General features: G+C 63.5%; 21 protein-coding genes and 1 tRNA gene. 16 read left to right on the top strand and 6 right to left on the bottom strand.

Annotated features, from left to right (window positions below):
• Window positions 1–630 (top strand): flavodoxin family protein, encoded by a 630-nt coding sequence (locus tag C2L80_RS05100; protein WP_092198390.1) that lies wholly within the window; start codon window positions 1–3, stop codon window positions 628–630.
• Window positions 630–1,547 (top strand): 16S rRNA (adenine(1518)-N(6)/adenine(1519)-N(6))-dimethyltransferase RsmA, encoded by a 918-nt coding sequence (gene rsmA / locus C2L80_RS05095; RefSeq protein WP_092198347.1) that lies wholly within the window; start codon window positions 630–632, stop codon window positions 1,545–1,547. The genes C2L80_RS05100 and rsmA overlap by 1 nt, the downstream gene beginning before the upstream one ends.
• 673 nt (window positions 1,548–2,220) lie before the next feature.
• On the opposite strand, the gene C2L80_RS05090 is transcribed toward rsmA, so the two are convergent.
• Entirely contained in the window at window positions 2,221–2,487 is a 267-nt protein-coding gene (locus tag C2L80_RS05090; RefSeq protein WP_087196640.1) for a hypothetical protein, read from the bottom strand.
• A 246-nt stretch (window positions 2,488–2,733) separates the two neighbouring features.
• Between C2L80_RS05090 and C2L80_RS05085 the strand changes: the two genes are divergently transcribed.
• Window positions 2,734–3,075, top strand: coding sequence for a Veg family protein (locus tag C2L80_RS05085; protein ID WP_087196638.1), 342 nt, complete (start codon window positions 2,734–2,736; stop codon window positions 3,073–3,075).
• 337 nt (window positions 3,076–3,412) lie between these two features.
• Here C2L80_RS05085 and C2L80_RS05080 read toward each other — a convergent pair whose 3' ends face one another.
• From C2L80_RS05080 to C2L80_RS05060, 5 genes are all read right to left on the bottom strand, one after another.
• Window positions 3,413–4,867, bottom strand: coding sequence for a response regulator transcription factor (locus C2L80_RS05080; RefSeq protein ID WP_157941017.1), 1,455 nt, complete (start codon window positions 4,865–4,867; stop codon window positions 3,413–3,415).
• Between the two features lie 259 nt (window positions 4,868–5,126).
• Entirely contained in the window at window positions 5,127–6,758 is a 1,632-nt protein-coding gene (locus tag C2L80_RS05075) for an FAD-binding protein (protein WP_157941016.1), read from the bottom strand.
• 586 nt (window positions 6,759–7,344) lie between these two features.
• Window positions 7,345–8,388: an FAD:protein FMN transferase gene (locus C2L80_RS05070; protein WP_103262797.1), complete on the bottom strand. Its 1,044-nt coding sequence runs from the start codon at window positions 8,386–8,388 to the stop codon at window positions 7,345–7,347.
• Window positions 8,389–8,554: 166 nt separating this feature from the next.
• Window positions 8,555–8,752, bottom strand: coding sequence for a phenylalanyl-tRNA synthetase subunit alpha (locus tag C2L80_RS05065; protein WP_103262796.1), 198 nt, complete (start codon window positions 8,750–8,752; stop codon window positions 8,555–8,557).
• 65 nt (window positions 8,753–8,817) lie between these two features.
• Entirely contained in the window at window positions 8,818–9,798 is a 981-nt protein-coding gene (locus tag C2L80_RS05060; protein WP_169998992.1) for a LysR family transcriptional regulator, read from the bottom strand.
• A 195-nt stretch (window positions 9,799–9,993) separates the two neighbouring features.
• On the opposite strand from C2L80_RS05060, the gene C2L80_RS05055 reads away from it, so the two are divergent.
• From C2L80_RS05055 to C2L80_RS04990, 13 genes are all read left to right on the top strand, one after another.
• Entirely contained in the window at window positions 9,994–11,259 is a 1,266-nt protein-coding gene (locus tag C2L80_RS05055) for a radical SAM/SPASM domain-containing protein (protein ID WP_087196703.1), read from the top strand.
• Between the two features lie 178 nt (window positions 11,260–11,437).
• Complete coding sequence (locus C2L80_RS05050; protein WP_129589897.1) at window positions 11,438–11,971, top strand: hypothetical protein; 534 nt, start codon at window positions 11,438–11,440, stop codon at window positions 11,969–11,971.
• A gap of 9 nt (window positions 11,972–11,980) precedes the next feature.
• On the top strand, window positions 11,981–12,217 hold the full coding sequence (locus C2L80_RS05045) for a helix-turn-helix domain-containing protein (protein ID WP_087196701.1): 237 nt from the start codon (window positions 11,981–11,983) through the stop codon (window positions 12,215–12,217).
• Between the two features lie 100 nt (window positions 12,218–12,317).
• A tRNA-Ala gene (locus C2L80_RS05040) sits at window positions 12,318–12,393 on the top strand.
• Between the two features lie 356 nt (window positions 12,394–12,749).
• A complete protein-coding gene (locus C2L80_RS05035; protein ID WP_087196623.1) occupies window positions 12,750–14,084 on the top strand; it encodes an ammonia-forming cytochrome c nitrite reductase subunit c552 in 1,335 nt (444 codons plus the stop codon).
• Between the two features lie 492 nt (window positions 14,085–14,576).
• Complete coding sequence (gene cgr1, locus C2L80_RS05025; RefSeq protein WP_087196619.1) at window positions 14,577–15,281, top strand: cytochrome c-type protein Cgr1; 705 nt, start codon at window positions 14,577–14,579, stop codon at window positions 15,279–15,281.
• A 288-nt stretch (window positions 15,282–15,569) separates the two neighbouring features.
• Window positions 15,570–16,235, top strand: a complete 666-nt coding sequence (locus C2L80_RS05020) for a cytochrome c maturation protein CcmE domain-containing protein (protein ID WP_087196617.1) — start codon at window positions 15,570–15,572, stop codon at window positions 16,233–16,235.
• Window positions 16,236–16,309: 74 nt separating this feature from the next.
• Window positions 16,310–18,700 carry a heme lyase CcmF/NrfE family subunit gene (locus tag C2L80_RS05015; protein ID WP_103262794.1) on the top strand — a complete coding sequence of 797 codons (2,391 nt, stop codon included), beginning with the start codon at window positions 16,310–16,312 and terminating at the stop codon, window positions 18,698–18,700.
• A 1-nt stretch (window position 18,701) separates the two neighbouring features.
• Window positions 18,702–19,430 carry an ABC transporter ATP-binding protein gene (locus C2L80_RS05010; protein ID WP_193602625.1) on the top strand — a complete coding sequence of 243 codons (729 nt, stop codon included), beginning with the start codon at window positions 18,702–18,704 and terminating at the stop codon, window positions 19,428–19,430.
• Window positions 19,431–20,183, top strand: a complete 753-nt coding sequence (locus C2L80_RS05005) for a heme exporter protein CcmB (protein ID WP_087196614.1) — start codon at window positions 19,431–19,433, stop codon at window positions 20,181–20,183. It begins immediately after the preceding gene.
• 94 nt (window positions 20,184–20,277) lie between these two features.
• Window positions 20,278–21,048, top strand: a complete 771-nt coding sequence (gene ccsA / locus C2L80_RS05000; protein WP_087196612.1) for a cytochrome c biogenesis protein CcsA — start codon at window positions 20,278–20,280, stop codon at window positions 21,046–21,048.
• Window positions 21,049–21,220: 172 nt separating this feature from the next.
• The gene (locus C2L80_RS04995) at window positions 21,221–21,415 is read left to right on the top strand and encodes a hypothetical protein (RefSeq protein WP_087196610.1); all 195 of its coding nucleotides are present in this window, start codon (window positions 21,221–21,223) and stop codon (window positions 21,413–21,415) included.
• Between the two features lie 383 nt (window positions 21,416–21,798).
• The gene (locus tag C2L80_RS04990; RefSeq protein WP_103262793.1) at window positions 21,799–22,617 is read left to right on the top strand and encodes a UTP--glucose-1-phosphate uridylyltransferase; all 819 of its coding nucleotides are present in this window, start codon (window positions 21,799–21,801) and stop codon (window positions 22,615–22,617) included.
• Window positions 22,618–24,353: the final 1,736 nt, after the last annotated feature.

Genomic DNA, 24,353 nt, shown 5'->3' with positions numbered 1-24,353 from the left:
ATGACGAACCGTCTTGTCATCTGCGGATCTCCTCGTGCTCGTGGCCGCAGCGCGGGGTTGTCGGAGGCGGTGCGCCTCGCGTACGAGCGCGCGTTCCCCGCCGACCGTGTGGACGTCGTGCGGTTGTCCGACGTGCACATCGCCCCCTGCACGGGCTGCGAAGCGTGCGCCTCCAACATCGGCCGCGACGAGCTGTACTGCGTCATCGCCGACGACATGGTGCGCGTGCGGCTGCTGCTGAACGAGTGCGACGAGCTCGCGCTCGTGTCGCCCGTGTACTTCGCCGGCGCGCCGGCCCAGCTCAAGTCGTTCCTCGACCGTTTGCAACCCTACTTCCACGCCAATTGGCGCGCGAAGCCGAAGCGCCCGGCGCATCTGCACGTGGTGGGCGAGGGCGGCGACCCGCACGGCTTCGGCCCGCTGGTGGGCGAAGTACGCTCGGCGCTTGCGGTGGCGGGCTTTTCGCTTGCGGACGTGCACGACTGGGTGGGGCGCATCTCCGATGGCGGGGCGCTTCCCGCAGGAGTCGACCCGCTGTCCGGCGGGCGCGCGCACCCCGCCTCGGCGTACACGTGCGCAGGTCCCGACGGCGTGCATCCTCGCGGCGGCTCATCGACGGGGGAGGCGTGATGGAGCGACTTTCTCCGTTGGCCAGCCCTTCGGCCACGCGCGCCGTCCTTGAGGCGCACGGCCTTTCCACGAAGTACTCGCTCGGCCAGAACTTCCTTGTCAACGATGCGATCTTGCGCAAGATCGTCGCATTGGCTGAGCTTTCGCCCGAAGACGAGGTGCTGGAGATCGGTCCCGGCATCGGCACGCTCACCGTCGCGCTGCTGAAATGCGCGGGCCGCGTCGCGTCCGTCGAGCGCGATGCGGATCTGCCCGCCGTGCTCGCCGAGACGCTGGCCCCTTGGGCCGACCGCTTCACGCTCGTGGAGAAGGACGCGCTCGATCTGGCTGCCGCCGATTTGCCGTTCTCGCCGACCAAGCTCGTGGCGAACCTGCCCTACGCCGTGGCCGCCACCGTGGTGCTCGACTGCTTCGAGCGGTTTTCCGGCTTGGAGAGCGCGACGGTGATGGTGCAGAAGGAGGTGGCCGACCGCATGGCCGCCGACCCGGGTTCCAAAAACTACGGAGCGTACACCGTGAAGCTGCGCCTCTACGCCGAGCCGGCCGGGCGCTTCGCCGTCGGCCCCGGCAACTTCTTCCCGCCGCCGCGCGTCGAGAGCGCCGTCGTGCGCCTGGATCGCCGCCCTCTGCGCGATAGCGCGGGCGATCCGCTCGATGCTCGTGCTCTCAGAGCCGCCTGCATCATGGCCGATGCCGCGTTCGCCACGCGGCGCAAGACGCTCGCGAACTCCTGCAAAACCTACTTCGCCGGACGGGGGAGGGAAGGGACGCGCGTCGCCGCCGCGCTTCCGCAGCTGTTCGAGTGCGCGGGCATCGATCCCGCGCAGCGGGGCGAGACGCTTTCCCTTGGCGCGTTCGTCCGCCTCGGAGCCGCCTATCGGCAGGTCGCCGAGGAGTGCGGGCCATCCTGCGCGTGATCGGCTGTCTGCGCCGAACCGCGTTGCGCTGTGCAGGCGTTGCTTCGGGCGGTTTTGGGCGGTCGCCGTCGAATCGCCGCCGACGTTCGCGCCCGTTGGCTCGCCGCGCCGAATGCCGGTGGACGCAAAGGGTGCGATGCGGGCTTCGCGCCCAAGGGGTTTTCGGCCTCGCCGCGCTCTGAGCGCGAGGGTGCCTTTTTCGAGGAGGGGGGTCGGCGGGCGAAGGACGCGTGCTGAAGCGCGGTGACGGCTGTGGAGACGCCCTTGTCACAAGCTTCCCCGAGGATGGCTTGCGAGGGGGTTGCGTCGAGCGGGTGACGCAACCCCCTCCGTAGATTTTGGCTCGGTGAGGGCACCGCCCGTCCGACGCGGTATCGAATCGGTCGGATTCGCGCGCTCGCCTGGCGCGGTTGCCCCGCTTCCACCCCCCCCTCCTTCGCATCCGCGTGATACGCCCGTGCGCAGAAATCCTCGGTTTCTGGCCATGAAACCGAGTTCTGGCACAAAATCCGAGCCTTCTCAGCTCGACGTGGGCGCGCCCACGTCGAAAGGCCAGGTCGGCGAAAACTGAAAGCGACCGATACGTCTCTCGACACTCCAACGCGTGCCAGAGCGCGGTTTGCTGGCCAGAAACCGAGGATTTCTGCGCACGGAAGCCCTGCGACCGCTCCGCTTAGGCGTTTTTCTCCATCTTCGCGCGGATCGCCTTGCCTTTGCCGCATTTCGGTTTCGAGAGGGGGCAATGCTTCGAACAGCAGGGGCATGTGAGCGCAGAGAGTGCGGCACCCTTCTTCGCTTTTTTCTGCGGCCGCTTCCCTTTCTTCCCCTCCTTTTCCTTCTTTTCCTTCTGCTCCCTTTTGCCGTCGCAGCTCTTGCGCCTCTTGTCCTTTTTCCTGCCCTTCTTCGTTGCCTTCTCAAGGGCGTCTTTCTTCTGGCTCATGCGGTTCCTTCCGTGCGGTTCGTCGCTTTCATCCGGTCAGCGCAACGTGGTCGACATCTTCCCTCGGCTTGTGCAAAACGGCAGACGCCGTCGCCTCTCATCCCACACGTCTATGTTGATGCCGTCGCCAAAGGGGAATTGGTACGGTTTCGGAAACAGTCTGTGCGGATTCTGTAGAGTATTGACCGAGGTGGTATAATTCCACGCTGTCATTTGTGTACGCAGCATACGCGAGAAAGAGTGAGCATGGATTTAGCGAAACAGGCAAAAATCGTCGACTCCATCCATGATACGTTACACGACTTCGTCGGTCAACGCCTGAAAGTGCGCGCCAACATGGGACGCTCGAAGATCGTCGAGAACGAGGGCGTGCTCACGCAGGTGCATCCCCAGCTGTTCATCATGGAGGTCGATCGCAAGCGCGGCCGCACGGCGCGCCAGTCTTACCAGTACGTCGACGTCCTCACCGGCATGGTCGAGCTGTCCCAAAACGGTGAGCCGCTGTTCGAGCCCTTCATCCCCGATGCCGAAGGCGTGCTGGTGGACGAAGAGTCCAGCGCTCCCGACGAGGAGAAGGTCCTCTCTTAGTTGCGACGGGGTGTCTGGGCGGCGCACGCCGAGGCACCCCTTCTTCGGTTCCCTGCTTGTCTTTCCCTCTTTTCCATTTGCATTGCGAGTCGCGTCAACGGATTGCCCTTTCTCTCGTCTGCCGTGATCGCGTCGATGCCTCACCGCTTCTTGCTCGCTTGCTGTGTGCCGTTCCGGCGTGTCTTTTGCCCGCCTCATGCTGCGGCGGCGCTCTTCCGTTTGTCTCGAATCGCGCGGGTGAAAACCGTTTACCTGGAAAAGCGACGAAGCCCTTGCGCGCTCGTCGAGGTCGCACCGCTAGTGCGGTCGCGACTCTCTTGCGGGCGCAGCGGTTTTCTCATACGTCTTGCGCTCGTTCGCCGATCTTCGCGCCGCTGCGCTTTTCGTCGCTGGAGGCTTCGAGCGCCCCTGCGTCTTCGAACAGTGCGAGCAGCTCTTTGCGACTATGCACGCCAATCTTCGCGTAGATGTGCTGGATGTGGGCCTTCAGCGTGCCATTCGCTATGAACAACTCGCGTTCGATGGTTTGGTTCGAGGTGCCTTGCGCCAAAAGGCGCAGGATCTCGTCCTCGCGTGGCGACAGGCGGCATTGGCGCGCGATCTCGTCGCAGCGCGCTGCCACAAGTTCGACGCGGCGACCCTCTTCGGAAAGGTCGTCCGTCTCGATGAGGCGAATTCCCCATCGAGACGCGAGGTCCTTCTCCGAAAGCAGGATGAGCGTGCCCGCCAGCACGAGCATGACGGCCGCAGCCATGAGCGCAACGTCCTGCGTCTGCGTTGGCAGCGGCGAGGTGGCCAAGAGCGAAGCGCAATCGCCTCCCCAGACGACGAACAGGTACGTCATCTTCTCGGCGCCCATGAGCACGACGATGGCGATGCCCATGCGCTTCGCCAGATCGTACAGCAAAAGTCCCAGCAAAAGCCCCATGAGCGTGTAGCCCATCGAGATGAGATAGCCCGATGCGGCCCTTCCGACAAGTCCTTCCATGGGCACGAGCAGGAATCCGCACACCATGAGAAGCACGGGGGAGCGGTACAGCGCGCTAAGCGGCAGCCGTCGCGCGAGGAGGAACGCCGCGACAAGCGATCCGGATACGATCGCCGTGGACAGCGACGAATGCATGCCCGCGCCATCCACCGACAGAAGCTGCTGTTCGCGCAAGCCGTAGGCGAACGAGTACAGCGCGAACAGCAGGATGGGCTTCCAGGGAAACGTGAAGCGCGGCCATGTGCTGCGCGGCCGCTCGGCTTCGGGCGTCGTCCGGTAGGCGAATGACACGCACGGCACCGCGATGGCGGGCAGCGCGAACAAAGCGAGCGCGAGTTGCGGCTGGCCGAGCCCCTGGCAGAGGTAGGTTAATGGAACGGCTACGAGCATCGAGGCTGCCTGGTACAGAAGGATGCGCATAAGGCTAAGCGGCACGAGCGCTTCGGCGTTCAACAGGACGATCAGCAAAAAGCCCGCGCCGCCCGCCACCGCGCCCGCAAGGGCCAAAGGCGCGGCCAGCTCAAGCGAGCGCGATGCGGCGAGCATGCAGACCGAGGCGACTATGCACAAGGTGAGCGCGAACGGCTTCGCCCAGCGGCTCTCCTGCAAAGGGGCGACCCTCCGGGCGGCCAGCGCAATGCCGATGCCCGCGAGCGCGAACGAGTAATCGAACGGCACGTGCGGGTCGAAAGGCGAAAGCGGCGCAACGGCCGGATCGGCGAACAGGAGGATGAGCCACGCGCGAGCGCAGCCGTGCGCAAACATGTAGGGAATCATCTGTTCGAGATGATCGACGCGCCTCATGCCCCTCCCTCTTTCTCCGCTCGACAGTATAGCGCCTTTTCCGCGAGTTTTGCCACGGTTTGGCGAGCGAGGGATCGAGGCAGGAACGGTTTCGCGCGGAGGGTGCTGGTCGGGCTGGCGATTCGGAAAGCGAGCAAGCGGGCGCGCTCGAAAAGAGAAGGGGGCTTGTGCGCAAGGGCGACCTCCCCGCGCGAAGCGCGCGGGGAGGCGTGCGAGGGATGGGGGAGCGAGTGGGGAAGGGCCCGCTCGCTCGAAAAGCTTACAGTCCGGCCACGTAGCGTCCGGTGACGAATCCCGTGGTGATGGCGCGGCCGATGGAAAGGCCCTCGATGTCCATGGGGTAGTTGGCGCCGCCGAAGAAGGGACCGGAGGCGTTTCCGACGGCGAAAAGCCCCTCGATGGGCATGCGATCGGCATCAAGGCACTGATAATTGCCGTCGACTTCCAACCCGTCGAGCATGGCGTCGATGTTGTTCGCGCCGCGGGGCACGGCGTAGCACGGGGCCTCGATGGGCACAAGGTACTCGGGTCGCTTGCCGAAATCGTCATCAGAGCCCGCGGCGACCAGCTCGTTATAGCGCTCGATGGAGGCGACGACGGCCTCCACGGTCAGCTCGTGGCTCCAGGGCTGCTCGTCGGCATAGTCGATCATGGCCTGCGCCAGCTCCTCGAGCGTGTCGGCCTTGATCCAGCTTTCAGGGTCAACCGTGCGGTAGGCGTTGTTCGTGGAGATGTCGTAGGGCGCAAGCGCGTCCCATTGCTCGTAGTAGTCCTGCCAGTTGGCGGGCACGATGCTGAAGAACTTCGCCGCGGTGGAATCTTCAAATCCCGCTTCCGCCAGATACCCTTTGGTGAACTCGTTGAGGTAGCCCATGCGGCAGCACCCCTCGTCCATGAAGCGCTCGCCATGGCGATCGAGGAACAGAAACGGCATCTCGAAGCGCACCGGGGCCGCCTCGCCGTGAACCATCTTCGTGTGGCATGGGGCGGTCATCTGCGCACCTGCCCACATGCCGGCGCACAGGCCGCTGCCGTCGCGAAACTCGATGGCCTGGTGCAGCCCCTTGGTGTCGGGTGCCCAGAAGTCGAGCATCTCGCGGTTTCCCACGTAGTCACCCGTGGCCAAGATGACGCCTTTCGACGCCTTTGCGAGGATGTACTCGTCGGTGTCGGCGTTTCGGCCGATGGCGCCTGTCACGCGACTGTCCTCTTTGTGCAGCTGCACGCACGGCGTGTTGAAGATGAAATCGGCTCCCGCTGCGGCCAGCGCTTCGCCGATGACCTTTGCCGCCGCTTGGTGCGCACCGTCCACGTGGAAGTAGGTGTTCGCGTGCAGGAAGAACTCGTATCCGTTGTAGGCGATGCTGTAGTCGTAAGGCTTCGACTCGACGCCGCCCTTGGCTGCCTCGGCTTCCCACCAGGCGAGCGCCTCTTGTGAGTTGCGCGCCCACACCTCGACGAGGTCGGGGTTCGAGCGCCAGTCGCTTTTGTAGTTGATGAAGGACAGGCACGCCTTCAAGCCGGCCTCGCTCGTCTTGTCCAAGTCGAGCGCTGCGGCCATGTTGCCCGCCGTCTGCACGGTGCTGATGTTCTGCATGCACGCCACCTTCGCGCCGGCTTCGAGCGCTGCGTGGACGGCCGACAGGCCCGACTCGCCTGCGCCCACGACCACGACGTCGTACTCCCTCGTCTCGGCGAACTCGGTGATGGGCTCTGGCGCCTGCAAAAACGAGGGCATGCCCTCCAGGCTCCCCGTCGCGCTTGCGGCTTTGGCGGCCTCTTCGGGCGTGGACGGCGCGCAGCTGGCGAGCGCTGTGGCGCTGATCGCACTCGCGGCGGCAAGTCCTCCGAGCTTGATCAGATCGCGGCGTGTGACGTTCGTTCTCTGCATGATGATCCCCTTCCTCGAAACGGTGATTGTTCCGATCGCGCCCACGGCGCGTCGGCAAGTCGTCTGCGTCGACGGCTCAGTGCGTCTTGTCGACGACGATGCGGATCGCATCATGCGGCAACGAGAGGAGACGCGCATCGGGCGAATGCGGGAAATGCGGTTATTTTCGTAACCCGCGGCATAACCCTTTGGTTTTTGCCTTGTGCTGGTTGTCGACGCTCATTCGGTCGAATGGAATGCAAGCGGCTTTGGCGTGCGTTCGCTCGATTCCCCATAGCAAGTTCGGCTCCTTTCGGCTCCATGCGCCCTCTCCGGTATCCCGTGGCGTTGCGAACTTGCGGATCAGTCTGCAGGTTGCATGGTCGATGTGCCGCCTTCGGTCAGCAGTCTCCCTCTCCCGCACGCTGAAGAGGGAGATGGCGGTGCTGCGGATGCGCTCGCGAATGCCCATGGCTTCCCGCAAGCATGCGGGTGGAATGCGATCGCCTTGGTCAGGCCGGCGTCGTCAGCATCCCGGCCCATCGGGGGAATGGGGCACTCAGGGGAGGGGCGCTTTCGTTTGCCGGAAAAGAAAGCGGGTCGGCCCCTACGCCTCCGTCACCGTTCCGTTCTCGTCGACGAAGTACGCTCCCAGTATCGCCGGGTGGCTTCTCGCGAACGCGATGCCGCGTTCGATGCCGAGCGCCACGAGTGTGGTCGAGTAACCTTCGGCGTCGATCGACCGTCTTGCGACCACGGTGGCCCCGGCGGCGTCGGTGCGCACGGGAAACCCCGTTGCCGGATCGAGGATGTGGTGGTAGACACGCCCGTCGCGTTCGAAGCAGCGCTCGTACACGCCGCTCGTCACAGCCGAGGCGTCGCGCACTGCCACGGCGCCCACGATGCCGTCTTTGCGTCGCGGATCCTGCAGCCCGATGCGCCAGGGCGAGCCGTCGGGCTTCGAGCCGTGAGCCATCACGTTGCCGCCCAGGTTTACGATGAACGAGCTCAGGCCGTGCGCGCTCATGAGCTCGGCCAGCCGATCGGCGATCCAGCCCTTCGCGATGCCGCCCAGGTCGACGGCGGCTTTCGGATCGCGGATGCGCGCGAACCAACGCTGCTCGGAGAGGCGTCGGGCCGAGGTCGCGGGACCGCTCTCGCACGGCCTCGTGCCCTCCCGCGCTTCGTCGTTCTCGCTCCACACGTCGATCATGCGCCAGTCCACGTGCGCAAGCGCCTCGTCGAGGTCCGTGCGGTGAGGGATCGTCCCCTCGTGGAAATTCCACAGCCGCACCGCCGTGCCCATGGTGATGTCGAAGCGGCCCTCGCTGTCGGCGCAATAGCGCAGCGCTTCCTGCAAAAGCTCCGCGGTGTCGGGATGCACGGCCACGGCCCTGCCCGCAGCCGCGTTGAGCCGCGCGATGTCCGAGTGGGGAAGCGTGCGCGAGAGGCGCCGCTCGAAGGTTCGGCATTCGGCGCGCGCGGCATCGAACGCGGCCGCGCACCGCGTAGGCTCGTCATATGCTTGCAGCGTGACGACGGTGTTGAACGCGTAGAACAGATGCGTCATCATGCCCGCGTCGTCAGGGCCGCGAGTTTCGTGCGCGTCCTCAAGGGGGATGGGGTCGTCGTATGCCGTCTGGTCGCTCATGCTGTCCAGTATAGGGCAATCGCTCGCTCCCTGCGTGGCGATCGCCACGCAGGGAGCGAAAAAGGTGCGCTCGACGATCGCGGTGCGCGAAAGAAAAAGCGCGCTCCTCGCGCGGACGACGGGAGTGAAGCTCGCACGGGCGGTTGATGCCCATCCGCACGCCGAATCAATTTTCTACGGCATCACTGCTGGGGTGCGCGATGCGATCGCGAGCGTGCTCTGACTGCTCGGCGACGATGCGAAGCACCTCTTCGCGTTCGGTTGGCACGGTTCCGGTAGCGCTTGCGCGTTCGAACAGGTCGCTTGTGATCTTCGACAATTCGACAAGGCGGGCGTTCAGCTCGCGATCAGAGAGGGTGTCCATACGGCGTCCTTTCTACTCGGTCCGCACGATGCGCGAAGCGTTCGGGCCACAAGGCCTTCGGGCGGTCATCGGCCCTGCTTGCGGATGCGTGCGGCCAGGTTGATCAGATAGCTTTCGACGGTGGGCAGCACGCGGTTCTCGTTGTTCTGCGCGTATGCCAAGCACAGCGGAATGGACACGGGGTCTTCGGGGGCCACGGGGACCGTGACCGCCTCGGGGTAGAGTGCGACGAGGGCGGGATCGTTGACGACGAAGAACGCACCGCGCTTCTCATCGAGAAACCGTCGATGGTCCGTAACATGAGGAGGGACGGCGGTGAAGATCGGCTCGACGCCTTGCGCGAGCAAACGATCGGCGATGACGTTGTGGCAGTAGCGAAGGTCTTCGGGCTCTGCGATCGGCGTACCTTGAAGGTCTTCGAAATCGATGCTGTCTTGGCGAGCCAAGGGGTGGTTTCGCGAGATCGCGAGGCTGAGGGGAAACGAAAGCAGACGCGTGCAGACGATGTTGGGCCTCGTCGTGCGTCCCGCGACGATGGCCGCGTCCACCACGCCCTCCTCAAGGGCGGCGAGGCAGGCTCCGCTCGGACGGTAAGTCCTGCTGAGCCGTATGCGTGGGTGCTTTCTGTCGAAGGGCGCGAAGTCGCTCGGGCTTATCGCGTTTCCCCGGTGCGGCGAATAAGCCACTGCGAGCATTGCGACGCCTTCTTCCGTCTGAGATAGCGTTTGGCGTTTCGCAAGAGACTCGAGCTCTGTCAAACGGTAAAGTATCTCGGAGGCCCGCGTCGAGAACACTTGTCCGAACGGGGTTGGCTCGATGCTTCTGCTCGATCTTCTGCAAAGGCTGACGTTCAGCTCTCGTTCAAGATCGTTTACCGCTTTAGCGACGGTTTGCGGTGCAACGAATAACTCTCGGGCGGCTAAGGAGTAACTGCCGCATCGCACGGTGGTGACGAAGTATTCCAGTTGGTTGATGTTCACTGGTCGGCTTTCCTGTCGCTGTTGGATTTTCGACGGCTCAAATTTATCATAAAACGTTAAAAGCAAACATGCCATTTCGTATGATAAAAAAGATCATCCTCCCAGATGGCAAGCGACAACGACGATATGTAACCATGCGATTACGAAGATGGTTGGAGCATGCGTGTTTTCGGGACGTTCGCGCTCGCGCGCATGCTCAAGGCTCCCTCGAAGGTGTATAGTATGTGCTCCGTACGAGAGGAGCACGGTGAGGAGTCTGCGTTGAGATTCGCCGAAGCGGTGGTGTCGTTCGATTTCGCAGGGGTGCCCATGGTGGGATCCCTCGACACGGGCTATGCGATCGGGCTTACGCGGGAGGGGGCCGGCGTCTGCGCGCGCCTGTTCGAGGAGGACGTGCCCGAGGAGGATGTGGCGGCCGTCGATCCGGCGCTTTTCGAGCATCTTATGAAGGGCGAGTTCTTCACGTGCTCGCGGTCGGGCAAAGATGGCGATGCGAGGGCGAAGGAGGGCGTCGTCGCGGCGTACTTGCACGTCACGCAGCGGTGCACCCTCGACTGCGCCGGCTGCTACTCGTTCGATGCGGGTCGCAACGCCCTTGCCGACGCTCCGCTTGACCATGTGCTCCATGCCGTCGACGAGTTGGCTGCGGCAGGCGTGGCGCAGCTCGTCATATCGGGAGGGGAGCCGTTTCTGCGCGCCGACCTACCCGACATCGTGGAAAGGGCGAAGCGCGCCGGCATCGCGAAGGTGACCGTCCTTTCTAACGGCATGTGCCTTTCCGCAGACGCGCTTGCGCGGCTTGCTCCGCATGTCGATTGCGTGTCCGTCTCGTTCGACGGCAGCTCAGCCGACGCGCCGGCCCATATCCGCGGTCGCCAACGTTTCGATCAGCTTGTCCAGGCTGTGCGCGACGTGCAGACCGCGGGCATCCCTGCGCACATCTTGCCCACGGTGCATGCGAAGAACCTCGACGAGCTTCCCGCTTACGTACGGCTGGCGAAGGAGCTTGGCGTCACGCTCAATTTCAGCCTGCTCTCCTGCGAGGCGAGCGACGTGTTGGTTCCGTTGCTGCCTGGGGATGACGAGCTGTGTGCCCTCGGACGCGGTTTGCTCACGCTCGATGGCGGTCGGCCGCTTGCGTTGCTCGATGCACCCGTGGGCCTCAACCTCACGGTCAAGCGCAGTTGCGGCGCCGGCTGCAAAGAGGTGAGCGTGGCCGCCGACGGCACCGTCTACCCGTGCCATATGCTTCAGCGGCCCGAGCTTGCCATGGGCAACGCGTTCACCGGTTCGCTGGCCGAAGCGCTTGAGAGCGACGTCGCCCAACGATTCCGGTCCCTCGACGCTTCAAAGTTTGAGGGCTGCTCGACGTGCCGCTACGTTCATCTGTGCGGGGGAGGCTGTCGCGCCCGCTCACTGTTCTCTACCGGTAGTCTCGAGTCGCCAGACTCGTACTGCGCCATGACCCAGGCGTTCTACGACGCTTTGGGCCGCATGATGTCCGATTCGATCAATCAAAGGAGGTGAGACGTATGCTGTTCTATAGCGATGGAGATACGCGGTCTGTCTGCGCGCCAATTGGTGTAGCGGGTAATTTTTGTATCGCTATTGGGTTCTAGCTACATCATAAAAGCGGCCTCGCTTGAGGCCGCTTTTATGATGGCTGTGTAGCTGTGAATCGCATTTTGCTGTCGAAGGAGAAGTTTTGCCAAACCAAGAAGAGAATGATGCTAGGGAATCATTGTCAAAAGTATGCAAGGTGTGCAAGTTTTTGAATTTTGCGATGAAGTCCATATTTCTCGTGTTCTGTTTTTGGTGGACTGTTTCGTCCCTTTTTATGGCTTGCTCGCTAATGAATCTCAACTCGTTTTTCAGTGTTGGCAATATTAGCGTTGTAGGCCTATTTCTTTACATTCTCGATGGCGTGGTTATTGGGGTAATGTTAGCGATTCTCATTAAGGTGTTCTCTGATGCCGCGAATGGGGAATCACCGTTTTCCATGATTCAGGTTAGGCGGCTTCGCAAAATGTCTTTGGCGCTTGTCGGATATGCGATCATCGATTTTGGAATATCTTGTAATGCGGCATTCTTGCATTATGATGGGCGTTATTCGGCGATGGAAGATCCTGTCATTACAATCAATTTCGCTCCCTTTATAGCTGCAGCTGTAGTTTTCGCTTTCTCGTTCGTGTTCAAATATGGCGTCCTCTTGCAGGAATTCTCGGACGAGACGTTGTAGGTGGGATCGATGCCAATCGTTCTCAGGCTCGATCGCATCATGGCCGACCGCGGTATTTCCCTCAACGAGCTGGCGGAGAAGGTGGGCATTACCAACGTGAACCTTTCGCGCATCAAGACCGGAAAGATTCGCGCTGTTCGCTTCAGCACACTCGACATGCTGTGCGAGGTGCTTGACTGCCAGCCGGGGGATATTCTCGAACATATGACATGGGACGAGTATCGTCGCGTCTTCCCCGACGACTAGCTGTTCGTGTGTATTTCGCGGTTCCGTGCAAATTTCCGTTTGACAAAACGCATCGATACAGGCAAAATGTGTCCTCGCGCGAGAGCGCGCATAACCCCGTGGGGATGTAGCTCAGCTGGGAGAGCATCACGTTCGCAACGTGGGGGTCGTGGGTTCGAATCCCATCATCTCCACCACGGAAACCAAAGCCGGAGATCGCTACTCCGGCTTTTTGCTGTTCGTGGCCCTGTACGCCAGAGGGCTTGCAGAGTTCTCTTCCTTCCCCGTTCCCGATACATCGCTTCGACCAAGCATTCGGCGTAGAACGGTTTTCCGTGCGCGACGTGATGCCGCCTCGTTGCGTGGGGCGATTCGACGCGGGGCTCGCCGCAACGCCGCACGCGCATCCGGCAACTCGCTGATAAGTCAGCTTAGGGTTTTCCCCTTATTTAGCCGGGAAACTCCCTGACACGCAGCAGGGGCTATCGCCTCGCCGCGCAGAACCATGTATATTTCGTGGAGGAGTGACCGCCAGACGAAAGGAGGAGAGCTCATGACGAAAGTCAAGAGGAACAAGGTTGCGCTCTGGGGCGCCTCGCTGTGCGCGTTCGGCCTGGTTGCAGGCCTCGCTGCCTGCGCGCCGCAGTCCGCGACCGACGCGGGCGACGACGCTGCCGCAACGAGCAACGCCAAGCTTCCCCAGCAGGAGGGGACGCCCAAGGCAGACGAATACGGCGTGGTCACCGCCGAGGCATGGAAGGACGTCTACCCCTATCAGTACAGCTCCTACATGGAGAACGAGGCGAATTCGCCCGACTCCGGCAAGCACGACTACCTGGAGCTGTACCCGGCCCTGAACACGATGTACAAGGGCTACGCGTTCGCGCTGGGCTACGACGAGGCGTCCAGCCACGTCTATGCGCTCCAAAGCGTGAAGGAGACGCCGCGCACCACGCAGAAAGAGCAGTTGGCGAACTGCATCACCTGCAAGACGCCCCAGTTCACCGCGAAGGTCAACAGCGAGGGCGACGAGGTGTACACCGAGAAGTTCAACGACATGATCGGCGAGTTCACCGAGCCGATCAGCTGCTACAACTGCCATGAGAACGAGCCCCAGTCGCTGAGCGTGACCGGGCAGTACTTCGTCAAGTCGCTCGGGAGCGACTACGGCGAGGCAAGCGAGGTTCCCATGGAGTCCCAGGTGTGCGGCCAGTGCCACAACGAGTACTACTTCGATCCCGACACGAAGGTCACCACCAACCCCTACGAGGGCACCGACGAGATGACGCCCGACGCCATCTTGGCGTACTACGATGAGCGCGGCTACAAGGATTGGGAGCATGCCGACACGCTCGCTCCGATGATCAAGGTGCAGCACACCGAGTTCGAGACGATGTACGGCGGCGACATGGCTCCCATGGCCAAGCAGGGCTACAGCTGCGCCGACTGCCACATGGGCACCGTCGAGGGCGAGGATGGCGAGTACACCTCGCACAACTGGACGAGCCCGCTTGAGAACCAGCAGCTCGTTGAAAGCAACTGCAGCGAGTGCCACGACGATCTCGCGACGAAGGTCAAGGACATCCAGGCCGAAGAAGAGGAGCGCGTGACGTCGATCAGCGAGAAGATCGAGCAGATGACCAAGCAGGTTGCCGAGCGCTACGCTGACGAGATCGCCGCCATCAAGGCCGCCAAGGAGGCGGGTGGCGAAGTTCCGGCTGCCTCCGAAGAGCTTCAGACCCTGTGGACGCTGCAGCGCAACGCCCAGTTCTACTGGGATTTCGTGATGGTCGAGAACAGCGAGGGCGCGCACAACTCCGTGCTGACCCGCGAAACGCTCGACAAGGCCGAGGCCGCGGTCGACGAGGGGCTGGCGCTGCTCGCCTAGCCGTCGTCGAGTCCGATGCGAATCGGCTTCTCGAAGGCGCGCGCCGCACGTGCGTCCGGGTTCGCTTCGCGAACCTCGGACGCCGTGGAGGCGGAGAAGGGAGGGGCGGAGGTTGCTCCGCGCAAGGTGCGACGCGTTCGCTTCTTGCGCCCGCCCCTCCAAGGACGGTTTCGCCACCCGTCCACGTTCGGCCGTGTTGCCGAGGGTCCGTCGCCCTTGCGCCGCGCAAGGGCGACGGGGCTCCGTTTCCGCTTTTTCGACATCTCGCCCTTCGGGGGCGAAAGAGGGCGAAAAAAGGCCGACTCACACGAAAAACGGGGGTGTTTCGGGCTAATTCCCCCCAAATGGGTGATAGGTTTTTTGTCGCATGAACGCTAGGATGCATGTGGTAAAGTGCTTGTGTCTCCGTTCGGAGTCGATCCGGCAACGCTTCGATGCGAGAGACGAGTGGAGATGCAAGCTCGAGAGAAGAAGAAAGGGGGTTAAGAGAGCATGAGCGAAGAGGAGACCAAAGTGGAAGCCGCCACCGAGGCAGCCGCCAACGACGATGCTCCCATGACCGAGGAAGCCGCTCCCAAGAAAAAGGGAAAGAAGAAGTGGCCGATCGTCGTGGGCGTCGTGGTGGTCGTCTTGATTGCAGCCGGTGCCGGCTTCTGGGTTTGGCACGAGCAACCGAGCTTCTGCAACGCCATCTGCCACACGCCGATGGATCCGTACCTGCCCACCTACGAGGCGGAGCCGGGCCAGCCGTCCACCGACAAGTGGGGCAACGAGGTTGCGGACGCGTCCAGCATGCTGGCCGCCACGCATCGCGCCCAGGAGGGCACGACCTGCATGGGCTGCCACGTTCCGACGCTGAGCGAGCAGATCAACGAGGGCATCAACTGGGTCACGGGCAACTACGTGTACCCGCTCGAGGAGCGCGGCGTGGACGACCTCACCGAGGCCCGCGGCCTCGAGGGCGATCAGTTCTGCCTGAACGAGTCCTGCCACAACCTCACGCGCGACGACCTCGCGGAGATGACGGCGGACATGGACTACAATCCGCATGTGGCGCAGCACGGCGAGATCGACTGCAGCGAGTGCCACAAGGCGCACCGCGCTTCCGTGGACTACTGCACGCAGTGCCACACTGAGAGCAAGCTGCCCGCCGGCTGGCTGACGACGGCCGAGGCCAACAAGCTTCAGGGCGCGTAGGCCGCACGGCGCGATTTCGATGTCCGGTGACGGACGGAGAACCGAATAGCGAGAGGGAGCCCGCCTCAAGCGCGCGAGCGCTTGGACGGGCTCCCTTGTCAAAGGTCCGAAGAACGAAATGGCCGCTCGACAACCCGCAATGCGCCGCCGTTTTGCATTGCGCGACGCGCGGTCGGAGCGAGGCGGCGCGGCCCCGTGGTGAATCTTTGAATTCCGCGCCATTGCGCTCTTCGGAACTTTGAGGTACGTGAAAATGACCGCGAGAGAGAATCATTCGAGGAGGCGAACGTGAACACGAAAACGAAGCGCCGCATGGGCATGGTGACCGGCATCATCGTCATCGTGCTGATCGTCATCCTGGCCGTCGTGGGCGGGGCGAGCTCGGCGAAGGCGGTGACGGTGGCAGATGCCGTGACCGGCGATTTCGCAGATCAGAAGATCCAGGTGACCGGCAACGTCGTCGAGAACTCGTTCGAGACGAACGACAACGTGCTGACCTTCTCCATCTACGATCCCGATGGCGACCCCTCCCAAGAGCTGAGGGTGCGCTACAACGGCGGCGTGTCCGCCACGTTCGGCAACGACGTGACGGCCATCTGCACGGGCAAGATCGGCGAAGACGGCGTGCTCCATGCCAGCGAGCTCGTTACGAAGTGCCCGTCGAAGTACGAGAACGCTTCCGAGGCCCTTACGATCACGCGCCTGCTCGAGTACGGCGAGGAGGTCGTGGGCAAGCCCGTCAAGGTGGCAGGCGAGGTGAAGGCCGGCACGCTCGCCACGGCGGGCTCGGGCGAGCGCCTTGTTCTCGTCGACCCTGAGAGCAAAGACGAGCTTTCCGTGCTCTATGACGGCGCGATCCCCGAGGACGTGGGCGACGGCACGAGCCTCGTTCTGACCGGATCGCTCAACGACCAGGGCAAGTTCGCGGCCACCGACCTGGCCCTCGAGGGGTAAGCCTCGCGCGTGCCTCCGTATTGGAATTCGAGGGGCGGCGGGCCTTCGCCCGCCGCCGTCCGAAAGGATAGCGCATGTCAACATTCGGATTGATCGGACTGCTCGTCGCCTTCGCCGGCGTCGCCGTGTCCGCCGTGTGCCTCGTCGCGGGCGCGCTTATGCGCAAGCGTAAACGCGATCTCGGCGAAACGCTCACATGGGCGGGTCACATCGCCGTGTTCCTGTCGCTTGCGGGGCTCACGGTGTGCTGCGGCATCCTCGTGTACTGCTTCATGACCGGCGACATGACCATCGAGTACGTCCTCAACTACCACAGCGACGCCTCGGGCGACTTCGCCTGGCTCTACAAGCTCGCGGGCCTGTGGGCGGGACGACAGGGCTCGCTTCTGTTCTGGGCGTGGCTCATCGCCGTGTTCAACGCGGTGGTGGCGGCGCGCAACCTCAAGGCTCCCAAACGCCTCGACGCCATGGCGCTGCTCGTCTCGCAGGTCGTGCTCGCCGCGTTCGTGTGCGTGCTTCTGTTCTCCGAGAGCAACATGCCCTTCACGGCCACTCCGGCCAAGTACTTCGACGCCTCGGGCAACCTCACGTCCGCCGCGTCGCTGTTCGGCATGAACACGCTTTTGGAGCACTGGGCCATGGCCATCCACCCGCCCACCCTGTTCGTGGGCTATGCGGGCCTCACCATCCCGTTCGCGTACGCCATCGCGGCGCTCATCGTGAACGATCCCTCCAAGGAGTGGGTGGTGCGCTCGCAGCGCTACGCGCTGTTCTCGTGGCTGTTCCTCGGCATCGGCATCGGCTTGGGCGCCGTGTGGGCCTACGTCGTGCTCGGCTGGGGCGGCTACTGGGGTTGGGACCCCGTTGAGAACGCGAGTTTGCTGTCGTGGCTCGTGGGCGTGGCGCTCATCCACAGCTTCACGGTGTACCGCCAGCGCGGCGCGTTCAAGCGCTGGTCGGTGATGTGCGCGTGCCTGACGTTCTCGTTCGTCATCGTGGGCACGTTCATCTCGCGTTCGGGGCTTGTGCAGTCGGTGCACGCCTTCGAGGGCGATCCGGTGTCGCTCGTGCTGTTCGGCGCGCTCATCGGCCTGTCGGTGCTGGCCGGTATCGTGGGGTTGGTCGTGCGGTGGAGAAGCTTCGGCCCGGCCGCCGCAGGTTCCGACGACGTGGAGAGCATGGCGTCGAAGGACGCCGCCTACTACTTCAACAACGTCATCATGGTGGTGTTCACGCTGCTTCTGACGTACCTGACCGTGGCCTCGGCGCTGCCCTCGTGGCCGTGGCTGCCGTTGGGCGGGCAAACCGTCTCCACCGGCACCTACGACGCCATCGCGCGCCCGCTCGGCGTGGTGTACCTGGCCATCTTGGCCGTGTGCCCGCTCCTTTCGTGGGGCCGCACCGAAGGCAAGCAGTTTTGGAAGCGCGCGCGCGTTCCGGGCGTGCTCGCGCTCGCGCTGTTCGCAGTGCTCATGGTGTACTTCGCGACGTACCTCCTGCCCAGCTACAACGCCAACCTCGACTACTACACCGGTTTGGCGGCCTCGGGCGACGCTTCGGCCGAGGAGATGCTGAGCGTCCTCAACCCGTCGTGGTACTACAACGGGCTGGCGGTCGTGGGCTTCTTCGTGGCGAGCGTGCTGTTCTTCAACTCGCTGTTCATGCTGGGCCGCACCATCCGCGGCTATCAGAAGGGCCACGGCGGCAATGCGCTTGCGGCCGCGTGGGGCTTGCTCGTGAACCGCGCGTCCACGTTCGGCGGCTTCGTGGCGCACCTCGGCATGGCGGTCATCCTCGTGGGCCTCATCGGCTCGTCCATGTACGTGACCGAGCGCGTGGGCTACATCGATTACGACGAGGAGACGGACACGGCAGCGGCCCCCTTCGCCATCCAGGACTTCACGCTCACCTACACCGGCAACTCCGTGGAGCCGCAGGACAACGGCGACGACATCCTCTACACCGTCCGCTTCGACGTGCAGAAGGACGGCCAAGCGCTCGGCACGGTGGACCCGACCGTGCAGCTTGTGCAGTCCACCCAGCAGCAAAAGCTCGTGGCCAGCGTGATCTCCTTCCCGACCGAGGACCTGTTCGTGGTGTACCGCGGTGTGAACACCGAGGGCGACTTCTCCATGGACGTGCGGGTGAACCCCCTCATCTCGTTCGTGTGGGCGGGCTTCTTCCTGCTCATGGCGGGCATCGTGGTGTCGACCTTCGGGCGGCGCGGCGCGAGCCGCAAGCTCGCGGGCGTCGAGGACGAGGAGGCGCGCCTCGAGGCGAAGGCGAAGAAGGCGGTTTCCGGCGACACGGACAGCGTCGTGGTGGCCGCATCGTACGAGGCGTCGGTCGAAAGCGACGGCGCTCGGACGGTCGTGGAGGAGCGCGCTGTGGTGGTGACGGCCTCTTCCGGCGACGACGGGGCTGAAGACGCGTCTGCCGACGACGAGGGCGGGAAGAAGGGCTGACGTGGGCGTGGGCAGCGCGGTCGCCGCGATAGAAACCAAGAAGCTCTCGAAGGTGTTCGGCAACCGCAAGGCCGTCGACAACGTGACGATCTCGGTGCCGAAGGGGGCGTTTCTCTCCATCTTCGGCCCGAATGGGGCGGGGAAGACGACGCTTTTGCGCATGCTGTCCACGCTGTCCCGTGCGACGTCCGGCACGGCCACGCTCATGGGTGTGGACTTGAAGGAAGAGCCTGACCGGGCGCGCGACCACATCGGCCTCATCTCGCACAACTCCATGCTCTATCCGGATCTCACGGCAGAGCAGAACCTTATGATCTACGCGCGCCTCTACGGGGTGGTCGAGCCTGAGGCGCGCGTTCTCGACCTGCTCGAGGCGGTGGAGCTCAAGCACCGCCGCCTCGACGTGGTGCGCACGTTCTCGCGCGGCATGACGCAGCGCCTCTCCATCGCCCGTGCGCTCGTCCACGACCCCGACGTGGTGTTTTTGGACGAGCCTTATTCGGGCCTCGACCCGCACGCGGTGGAGATCTTCGACGAGCTCATCGAACGGCAGCGCGAGGGTCGCACGTTCGTCATGGTGAGCCACGATTTGCAGAAGGGCTTTGCCATGTGCACGCATGCGCTCGTGCTGGCGAAGGGCCGCGTGGTGGCCTTCGACGAGAAGGACGCGTTCGATCTCGACGAGTTCTCGGCCCTGTACCGCTCGACGGTGGGCATGGGGGTGGCGTAGATGGCGAGCGGGAAGGGCGTGGACGTGCGCACGGCGGGCGGTGTGGCGTTGAGGAAGCCCTCGACGTTCCAGCAGTACAAGACGCTTTTGCGCAAGGATTTGGAGCAGGAGTTCCGCACGAAGGAGATGCTCACGTCGATGGGCATCTACGCGCTGCTCGTGCTCATCGTGTACGGCGCGGCGCTCGGGCAGACCGCGCAAGCGCTCGACGTGCTGCAGGTGGCGGGCGGCCTTCTGTGGGCGCTCATCGTGTTCACGTCGCTTCTGGGGTTGAACCGCTCGTTTGGCCATGAGAAGGAGCAGGGCTGTTTGGAGGGCATCCTCTTGGTGCCGCTCGATCGCTCGGTGGTCTTTCTGGCGAAGGCGACGTCGAATCTGCTGTTTCTGCTGGCGGTGGAGGTTATCTCCGTGCCGCTGTTCTATTTCTTCTTCCTCACGTCGGTGTCGCCGTCGGAGAGCTTCGGCCTCATCGTGGCGCCGCTTTTCGTGGGGACGGTGGGCATGGCGGGCATCGGCACGCTCTTGTCCACCATCACGGTGAACACGCGCGGAAAGGACGTGATGCTGGCGGTGCTGTTCGTGCCGCTGATCTTCCCGCTTCTGTACGCGTGCGCGTCGGCGACGACGGCGGTCGTGGTGGGGTCGGACGGGTACCTGGACGTGTTCTTCCAGTCGCTTGTGCTGGCCGGCGGCTACGATGTGATCATGCTGCTGCTCGGCTGGGTTCTGTACGATTTCGTGATCAGCGCCTAGCGTTCGCTTCGGCGGCGTCTCGGCTGCCGGAACGTCGGATGCGGGTGAGGATCGACCGCGCTTCTGCGGTCGGTTTCGAGAGAGAAGGGATGGTATGTCCGAAACGAAGAGGAGGGCGGCGAAGCTGCCCGAGGCGGGGCAATGGCCCGACCGCATCGCGCCGTGGATGCTCTTGGCGGGAGCGGTGCTCACCACCATCGGCTTTCTGATGGCGTTTTTCTACGCGGGACCGGTGAACGGCGCGGCGGTTGACGGCGTGGAGCTCATCGGCGGCCAGATGGTGTCGTCCAAGCTGCTGCTGTCGCAGAAGATCTTCTACTTCCACATGCCGGTGGCCATCGTGTCGTTCGCATCGCTTGCGTTCGCGGGATACTACGCCATACGGTTTCTCATGACCAAGGAGCAGCGTTTCGACACGTGCTCGAAGATCGGCATGGAGATAGCGCTTCTGTTCGTGGTGTGCACGATGGTTACGGGCGAGATGTGGACGCGCTTCGAGTGGGGCGTGTGGTGGACGTGGGAGCCGCGTTTGACCACCTACCTCATCCTCATGCTCGTCGTCATCGCGTACTTCGTGCTGCGCAGCGCCATCGACGAGCCCGAGCGCCGCGCGACCTATGCGGCCGTCATCAGCGTCATCGCGCTGGTGGACGTGCCGATCTGCTACATGGTGACCCGGCTCATCCCCTCGAGCATCCATCCTGTCGTGCTGCGTGAGGGCGGCATGTCTGCCGACATGGGCATGACGGTGGCCGTGGTGATGGCGGGCATGTGCATGGTGGGCTTCGGCCTGTACCGTCTGCGTTTCCGTCAAGTGCGGTTGGCGCAACGGGTGGAGGCCATGAAGGAGCAGTTGGAGGATTGACGTCTCGCCGTCGTCCGCGCCCCGGCCTCGAAGCCGCGCGTTGCGGCGCGGGGCCGCGATGCGCCCCCCGCAGCTTTGCGTGTCGTTTCAGCTGCACAGGGCGCGTGGCGCACAGGGAGCGGCGGGCGACGGTTGTTTTCATGTGAACGGGATTCGCGAATAAGGAGCAGTCATGAACGAGGTTCTTGCCGAGATCTACAGCACCATCTTGCCGTCGGCCCCCTACATCATCGCGGCGTACGCGCTCATCTGGCTGGCGCTGCTCGTGTACGTGTTCATCGTCATGCGCGGCATGAAGAAGTCCGAGGCGCAGATGGCCGTTCTCGAGGAGGCGCTGGCCGAGAGGAACGCGAAGACGGCGCGCTGAGCGGCGCGACCGAGCCGGCGCGGAGCGGGCGCAGGTGTGGGCTGTCTCGGCGGCGGGCGGGGCTCGTCGCAGGATGCGCGCCGTGCTGTCGTGCCAGCGCGGAGGTCTGGGACGCTCGCGGTCTTGCCGCGCTGGGACGCAGCGCCTTTCGGCTGGTGCGCCTACCGAAAGCGCATCGCCCGCGCGCATCCGCGCACCGAGGCGCGGTGCCTTTCGGCCGGCGCGCCAGAGGGCGCGGCGCGGCGTTGTGAGCTGCGGCGCGCGCAGATGCGCTTTCGACGGTCGGCATGGCCGTGCGGTTGCGCCGTGCTACAATAAACGAACGTGATGGACAGGGCGTCGCTTTCTCGACGCCCTGCGTATGCTTTGAGAAAGGTTCGCCCATGAAAGCACTCATTCCCGCAGCCGGCCTCGGCACGCGCTTCCTGCCCGCGACGAAAGCGCAGCCGAAGGAGATGCTGCTCGTCGTCGACCGCCCCGCCATCCAGTACGTGGTGGAGGAGGGACTGGCGTCGGCCGCCGACGAGGTGGTCATCATCAACAGTCGCGAGAAGAAGGCCATCGAGGAGCATTTCAGCCCGAACCCGCAGCTGGTGGCCACGCTGCGCGCCCGCGGCAAGGACAAGTACGCCGACCTCGTGGAGCAGGTGGGCTCCTACAACGTGAGCTACGTGTACCAAGACGAGGCGCTGGGGCTGGGCCATGCCGTGCGCTGCGCGCACGAGAAGACCGGCGACGAGCCGTTCTACGTGCTGCTGGGCGACGTGCTGGTGCCCGACAACAAGATGCTGCCGCGCATGCAGGAGGTGTCCGACGCGCACGGCGGCGCGAGCGTGATCGCCGTGATGCCGGTGCCGGACGACCAGGTGAGCCGCTTCGGCGTGATCGCAGGCGCGGCGGTGGCCGACGACGTGTGGAAGGTGGACGCGCTGGTGGAGAAGCCGGCGCTTGAGGACGCGCCGTCGAATCTGGCGGTGTTCGGACGCTATCTGCTGTCGCCGCGCGTGATGGAGCTTCTAGCCGACGTGCAGCCCGGCGTGGGCGGCGAGATCCAGCTGACGGACGCGCTCGACGCGGTGCTGCGCGAGGAGGAGATGTACGCGCTCGTGATCGACCCGGCCGACGGCTTCGACACCGGCACGGTGGAAAGCTGGCTCGAGACGAACAACGTGCTGTTCGCCAGGAAGAACGCCGCGCAATAAACGAGCACGCGCTTCGCGCGAAGCGCGTGCGATTGTGCGCGTGGCGGTGCCTTTCTTGCTCTGTCGCGCTTTGCAATCCGATGCGACAAAGGCGACCGCTTCATTGTGCGATGCGGTCCAAGTGTGGGGCCGGGTCACTCGTTCAGGGTTCCCGGCCTTTTCTTTTCGACGCTGTCCGCTCTGTCCGCGATTCGAGGGGCAGTTTGCATGCCGAAGTGCGCCGTATCGATTTCGATTTGAGCTGGACGCGCTTTTGGCTAATGGCCTTCGTCTGGCCGATCGTCTTGAGAGCGACTGGCGGGAGTGCCTTCCCGAATCCGAGCATGACATGAGCGAGGCTGGCATGTTGCGCAAGATGAAGACCGACGAAGGGGCCGAAGGGTTGTTCGCCCTGGCCTCAACGAGGCCGGCAAAGGAGGGCGGATTGCCCAGCGAATACGGAGGTGAGGCCGTTTGGGGCGAGTTCCGCGCGGTCGCTGAGCGCAGGCGGTGAACGATCATTCCAGATGCACATACCATATTGATTGCGACCAAGACCGGGGTACGCGTTTTGGCTTATAGCCACCTTTTGTCCCAGAGCTCCCAAGCTTTGAAACATAACCCCGTTTTGTCCCATAACCTTTAGGCATCAACGCTGGGAGTGTGCTGGCCGCAAAGGCTTGGAAAACAGATCGGCCCGGGGAGAGGGGAGCTCCACCGGGCCACAAGGAGGGGATGATGCGGTGCCTCGAAGGCACCGACTCTGCTTTAGGGGAAAAGCAGATGCAAACTGAAAAGGAGGGGAACCTTTCGTTTGCTGAGGCCATTATAAAACCAGGGATTGAAAATGATATGTGGCACACGTGATCGTTTTGTGAATTGAGACTGATTTAACTAACAAATGGGTAAATTCCCGACGCTCATATGGGGAGATTCCTTTCGATCATGCCGATGAAAAGGAAATCGCATCGATGATGAATACACCTCTTGTTGTGCAGTCGCACAATTTTGGAGAAGGGATCCGAGATGCGGATGAAAGCGAGCAGGGTTGGCGAAGACGCGCTTGGCGCAAAGAATCGAGGCGGGCGGTTCGATCGGGCGCGGAATGGTGCCTGATGGAGCGCGAACGCGAAGCCGATCACGGCAAGGCGATGGGGTAGGAGAAGTTGCCGGGGCGCGTGCGAGCGCAATGGCGCGGGCGATCGCCGTCGATGGACGAGATCCGTTCTCCCGGCCTTTCCTTGGCCGTCTGTCCCGCCTTATGCGCGGCCCTTGCGCACCTTCTTTCTCTGCGTGCGGCATTCTCGCTGCTGCCGACTGTGGGCGAGGCCAAGAGCGCTCTCTCGTCGCGCGTCACTCTCTCTGCGTCCTTGCACCCCAAAGCCCTTTACGCCCCCCCCCTCGTGCGGAAAAACGTTTGATTTTTGGCCACGAAACCGCGTTCTGGCACGAATCAGGCTCGTTTCGAAGGCGCGTCGATCCTGTCGAAATTGCCGACCTGGGCTTTCGCTATGAAGGGACGCGCTTTTGGAGCGAAGGCGCGCAGTCATTGTGCCAGAATGCGGTTTCGTGGCCAAAAATCGGCCAATTGTCTGCATGCAGCGTACGTGTGACTACCTCTCTCGGGCTACAGATGAGTGCGAGCGCGCGGGGTCGCGCGTGCTCGTTGCGTTGGGGGAAGCCCGATAAGGGGATGCCGCTTGGGGCGGGCGAAGGGCGATCGCGCGAGAGGGCGAAGCGTGGCGATCGCGTTGGGG

The sequence above is a fragment of the Rubneribacter badeniensis genome (assembly GCF_002899695.1).
Taxonomy (GTDB): Bacteria; Actinomycetota; Coriobacteriia; order Coriobacteriales; family Eggerthellaceae; genus Rubneribacter; species Rubneribacter badeniensis.
This window is presented reverse-complemented; position numbering and strand designations above follow the sequence as displayed.

Bases quoted from the DNA above. Each gene is read 5' to 3' on its own strand.
- C2L80_RS05100 (WP_092198390.1), top strand. From the start codon at position 1: ATGACGAACCGTCTTGTCATCTGCGGATCTCCTCGTGCTCGTGGCCGC.
- ccsA (WP_087196612.1), top strand. From the start codon at position 20,278: ATGTCCGAAACGAAGAGGAGGGCGGCGAAGCTGCCCGAGGCGGGGCAA.
- C2L80_RS05075 (WP_157941016.1), bottom strand. From the start codon at position 6,758: ATGCAGAGAACGAACGTCACACGCCGCGATCTGATCAAGCTCGGAGGA.
- C2L80_RS05005 (WP_087196614.1), top strand. From the start codon at position 19,431: ATGGCGAGCGGGAAGGGCGTGGACGTGCGCACGGCGGGCGGTGTGGCG.
- C2L80_RS05090 (WP_087196640.1), bottom strand. From the start codon at position 2,487: ATGAGCCAGAAGAAAGACGCCCTTGAGAAGGCAACGAAGAAGGGCAGG.
- cgr1 (WP_087196619.1), top strand. From the start codon at position 14,577: ATGAGCGAAGAGGAGACCAAAGTGGAAGCCGCCACCGAGGCAGCCGCC.
- C2L80_RS05045 (WP_087196701.1), top strand. From the start codon at position 11,981: ATGCCAATCGTTCTCAGGCTCGATCGCATCATGGCCGACCGCGGTATT.
- C2L80_RS05085 (WP_087196638.1), top strand. From the start codon at position 2,734: ATGGATTTAGCGAAACAGGCAAAAATCGTCGACTCCATCCATGATACG.
- C2L80_RS05080 (WP_157941017.1), bottom strand. From the start codon at position 4,867: ATGAGGCGCGTCGATCATCTCGAACAGATGATTCCCTACATGTTTGCG.
- C2L80_RS05065 (WP_103262796.1), bottom strand. From the start codon at position 8,752: ATGGACACCCTCTCTGATCGCGAGCTGAACGCCCGCCTTGTCGAATTG.
- C2L80_RS05035 (WP_087196623.1), top strand. From the start codon at position 12,750: ATGACGAAAGTCAAGAGGAACAAGGTTGCGCTCTGGGGCGCCTCGCTG.
- C2L80_RS05015 (WP_103262794.1), top strand. From the start codon at position 16,310: ATGTCAACATTCGGATTGATCGGACTGCTCGTCGCCTTCGCCGGCGTC.
- C2L80_RS04990 (WP_103262793.1), top strand. From the start codon at position 21,799: ATGAAAGCACTCATTCCCGCAGCCGGCCTCGGCACGCGCTTCCTGCCC.
- C2L80_RS04995 (WP_087196610.1), top strand. From the start codon at position 21,221: ATGAACGAGGTTCTTGCCGAGATCTACAGCACCATCTTGCCGTCGGCC.
- C2L80_RS05070 (WP_103262797.1), bottom strand. From the start codon at position 8,388: ATGAGCGACCAGACGGCATACGACGACCCCATCCCCCTTGAGGACGCG.
- rsmA (WP_092198347.1), top strand. From the start codon at position 630: ATGGAGCGACTTTCTCCGTTGGCCAGCCCTTCGGCCACGCGCGCCGTC.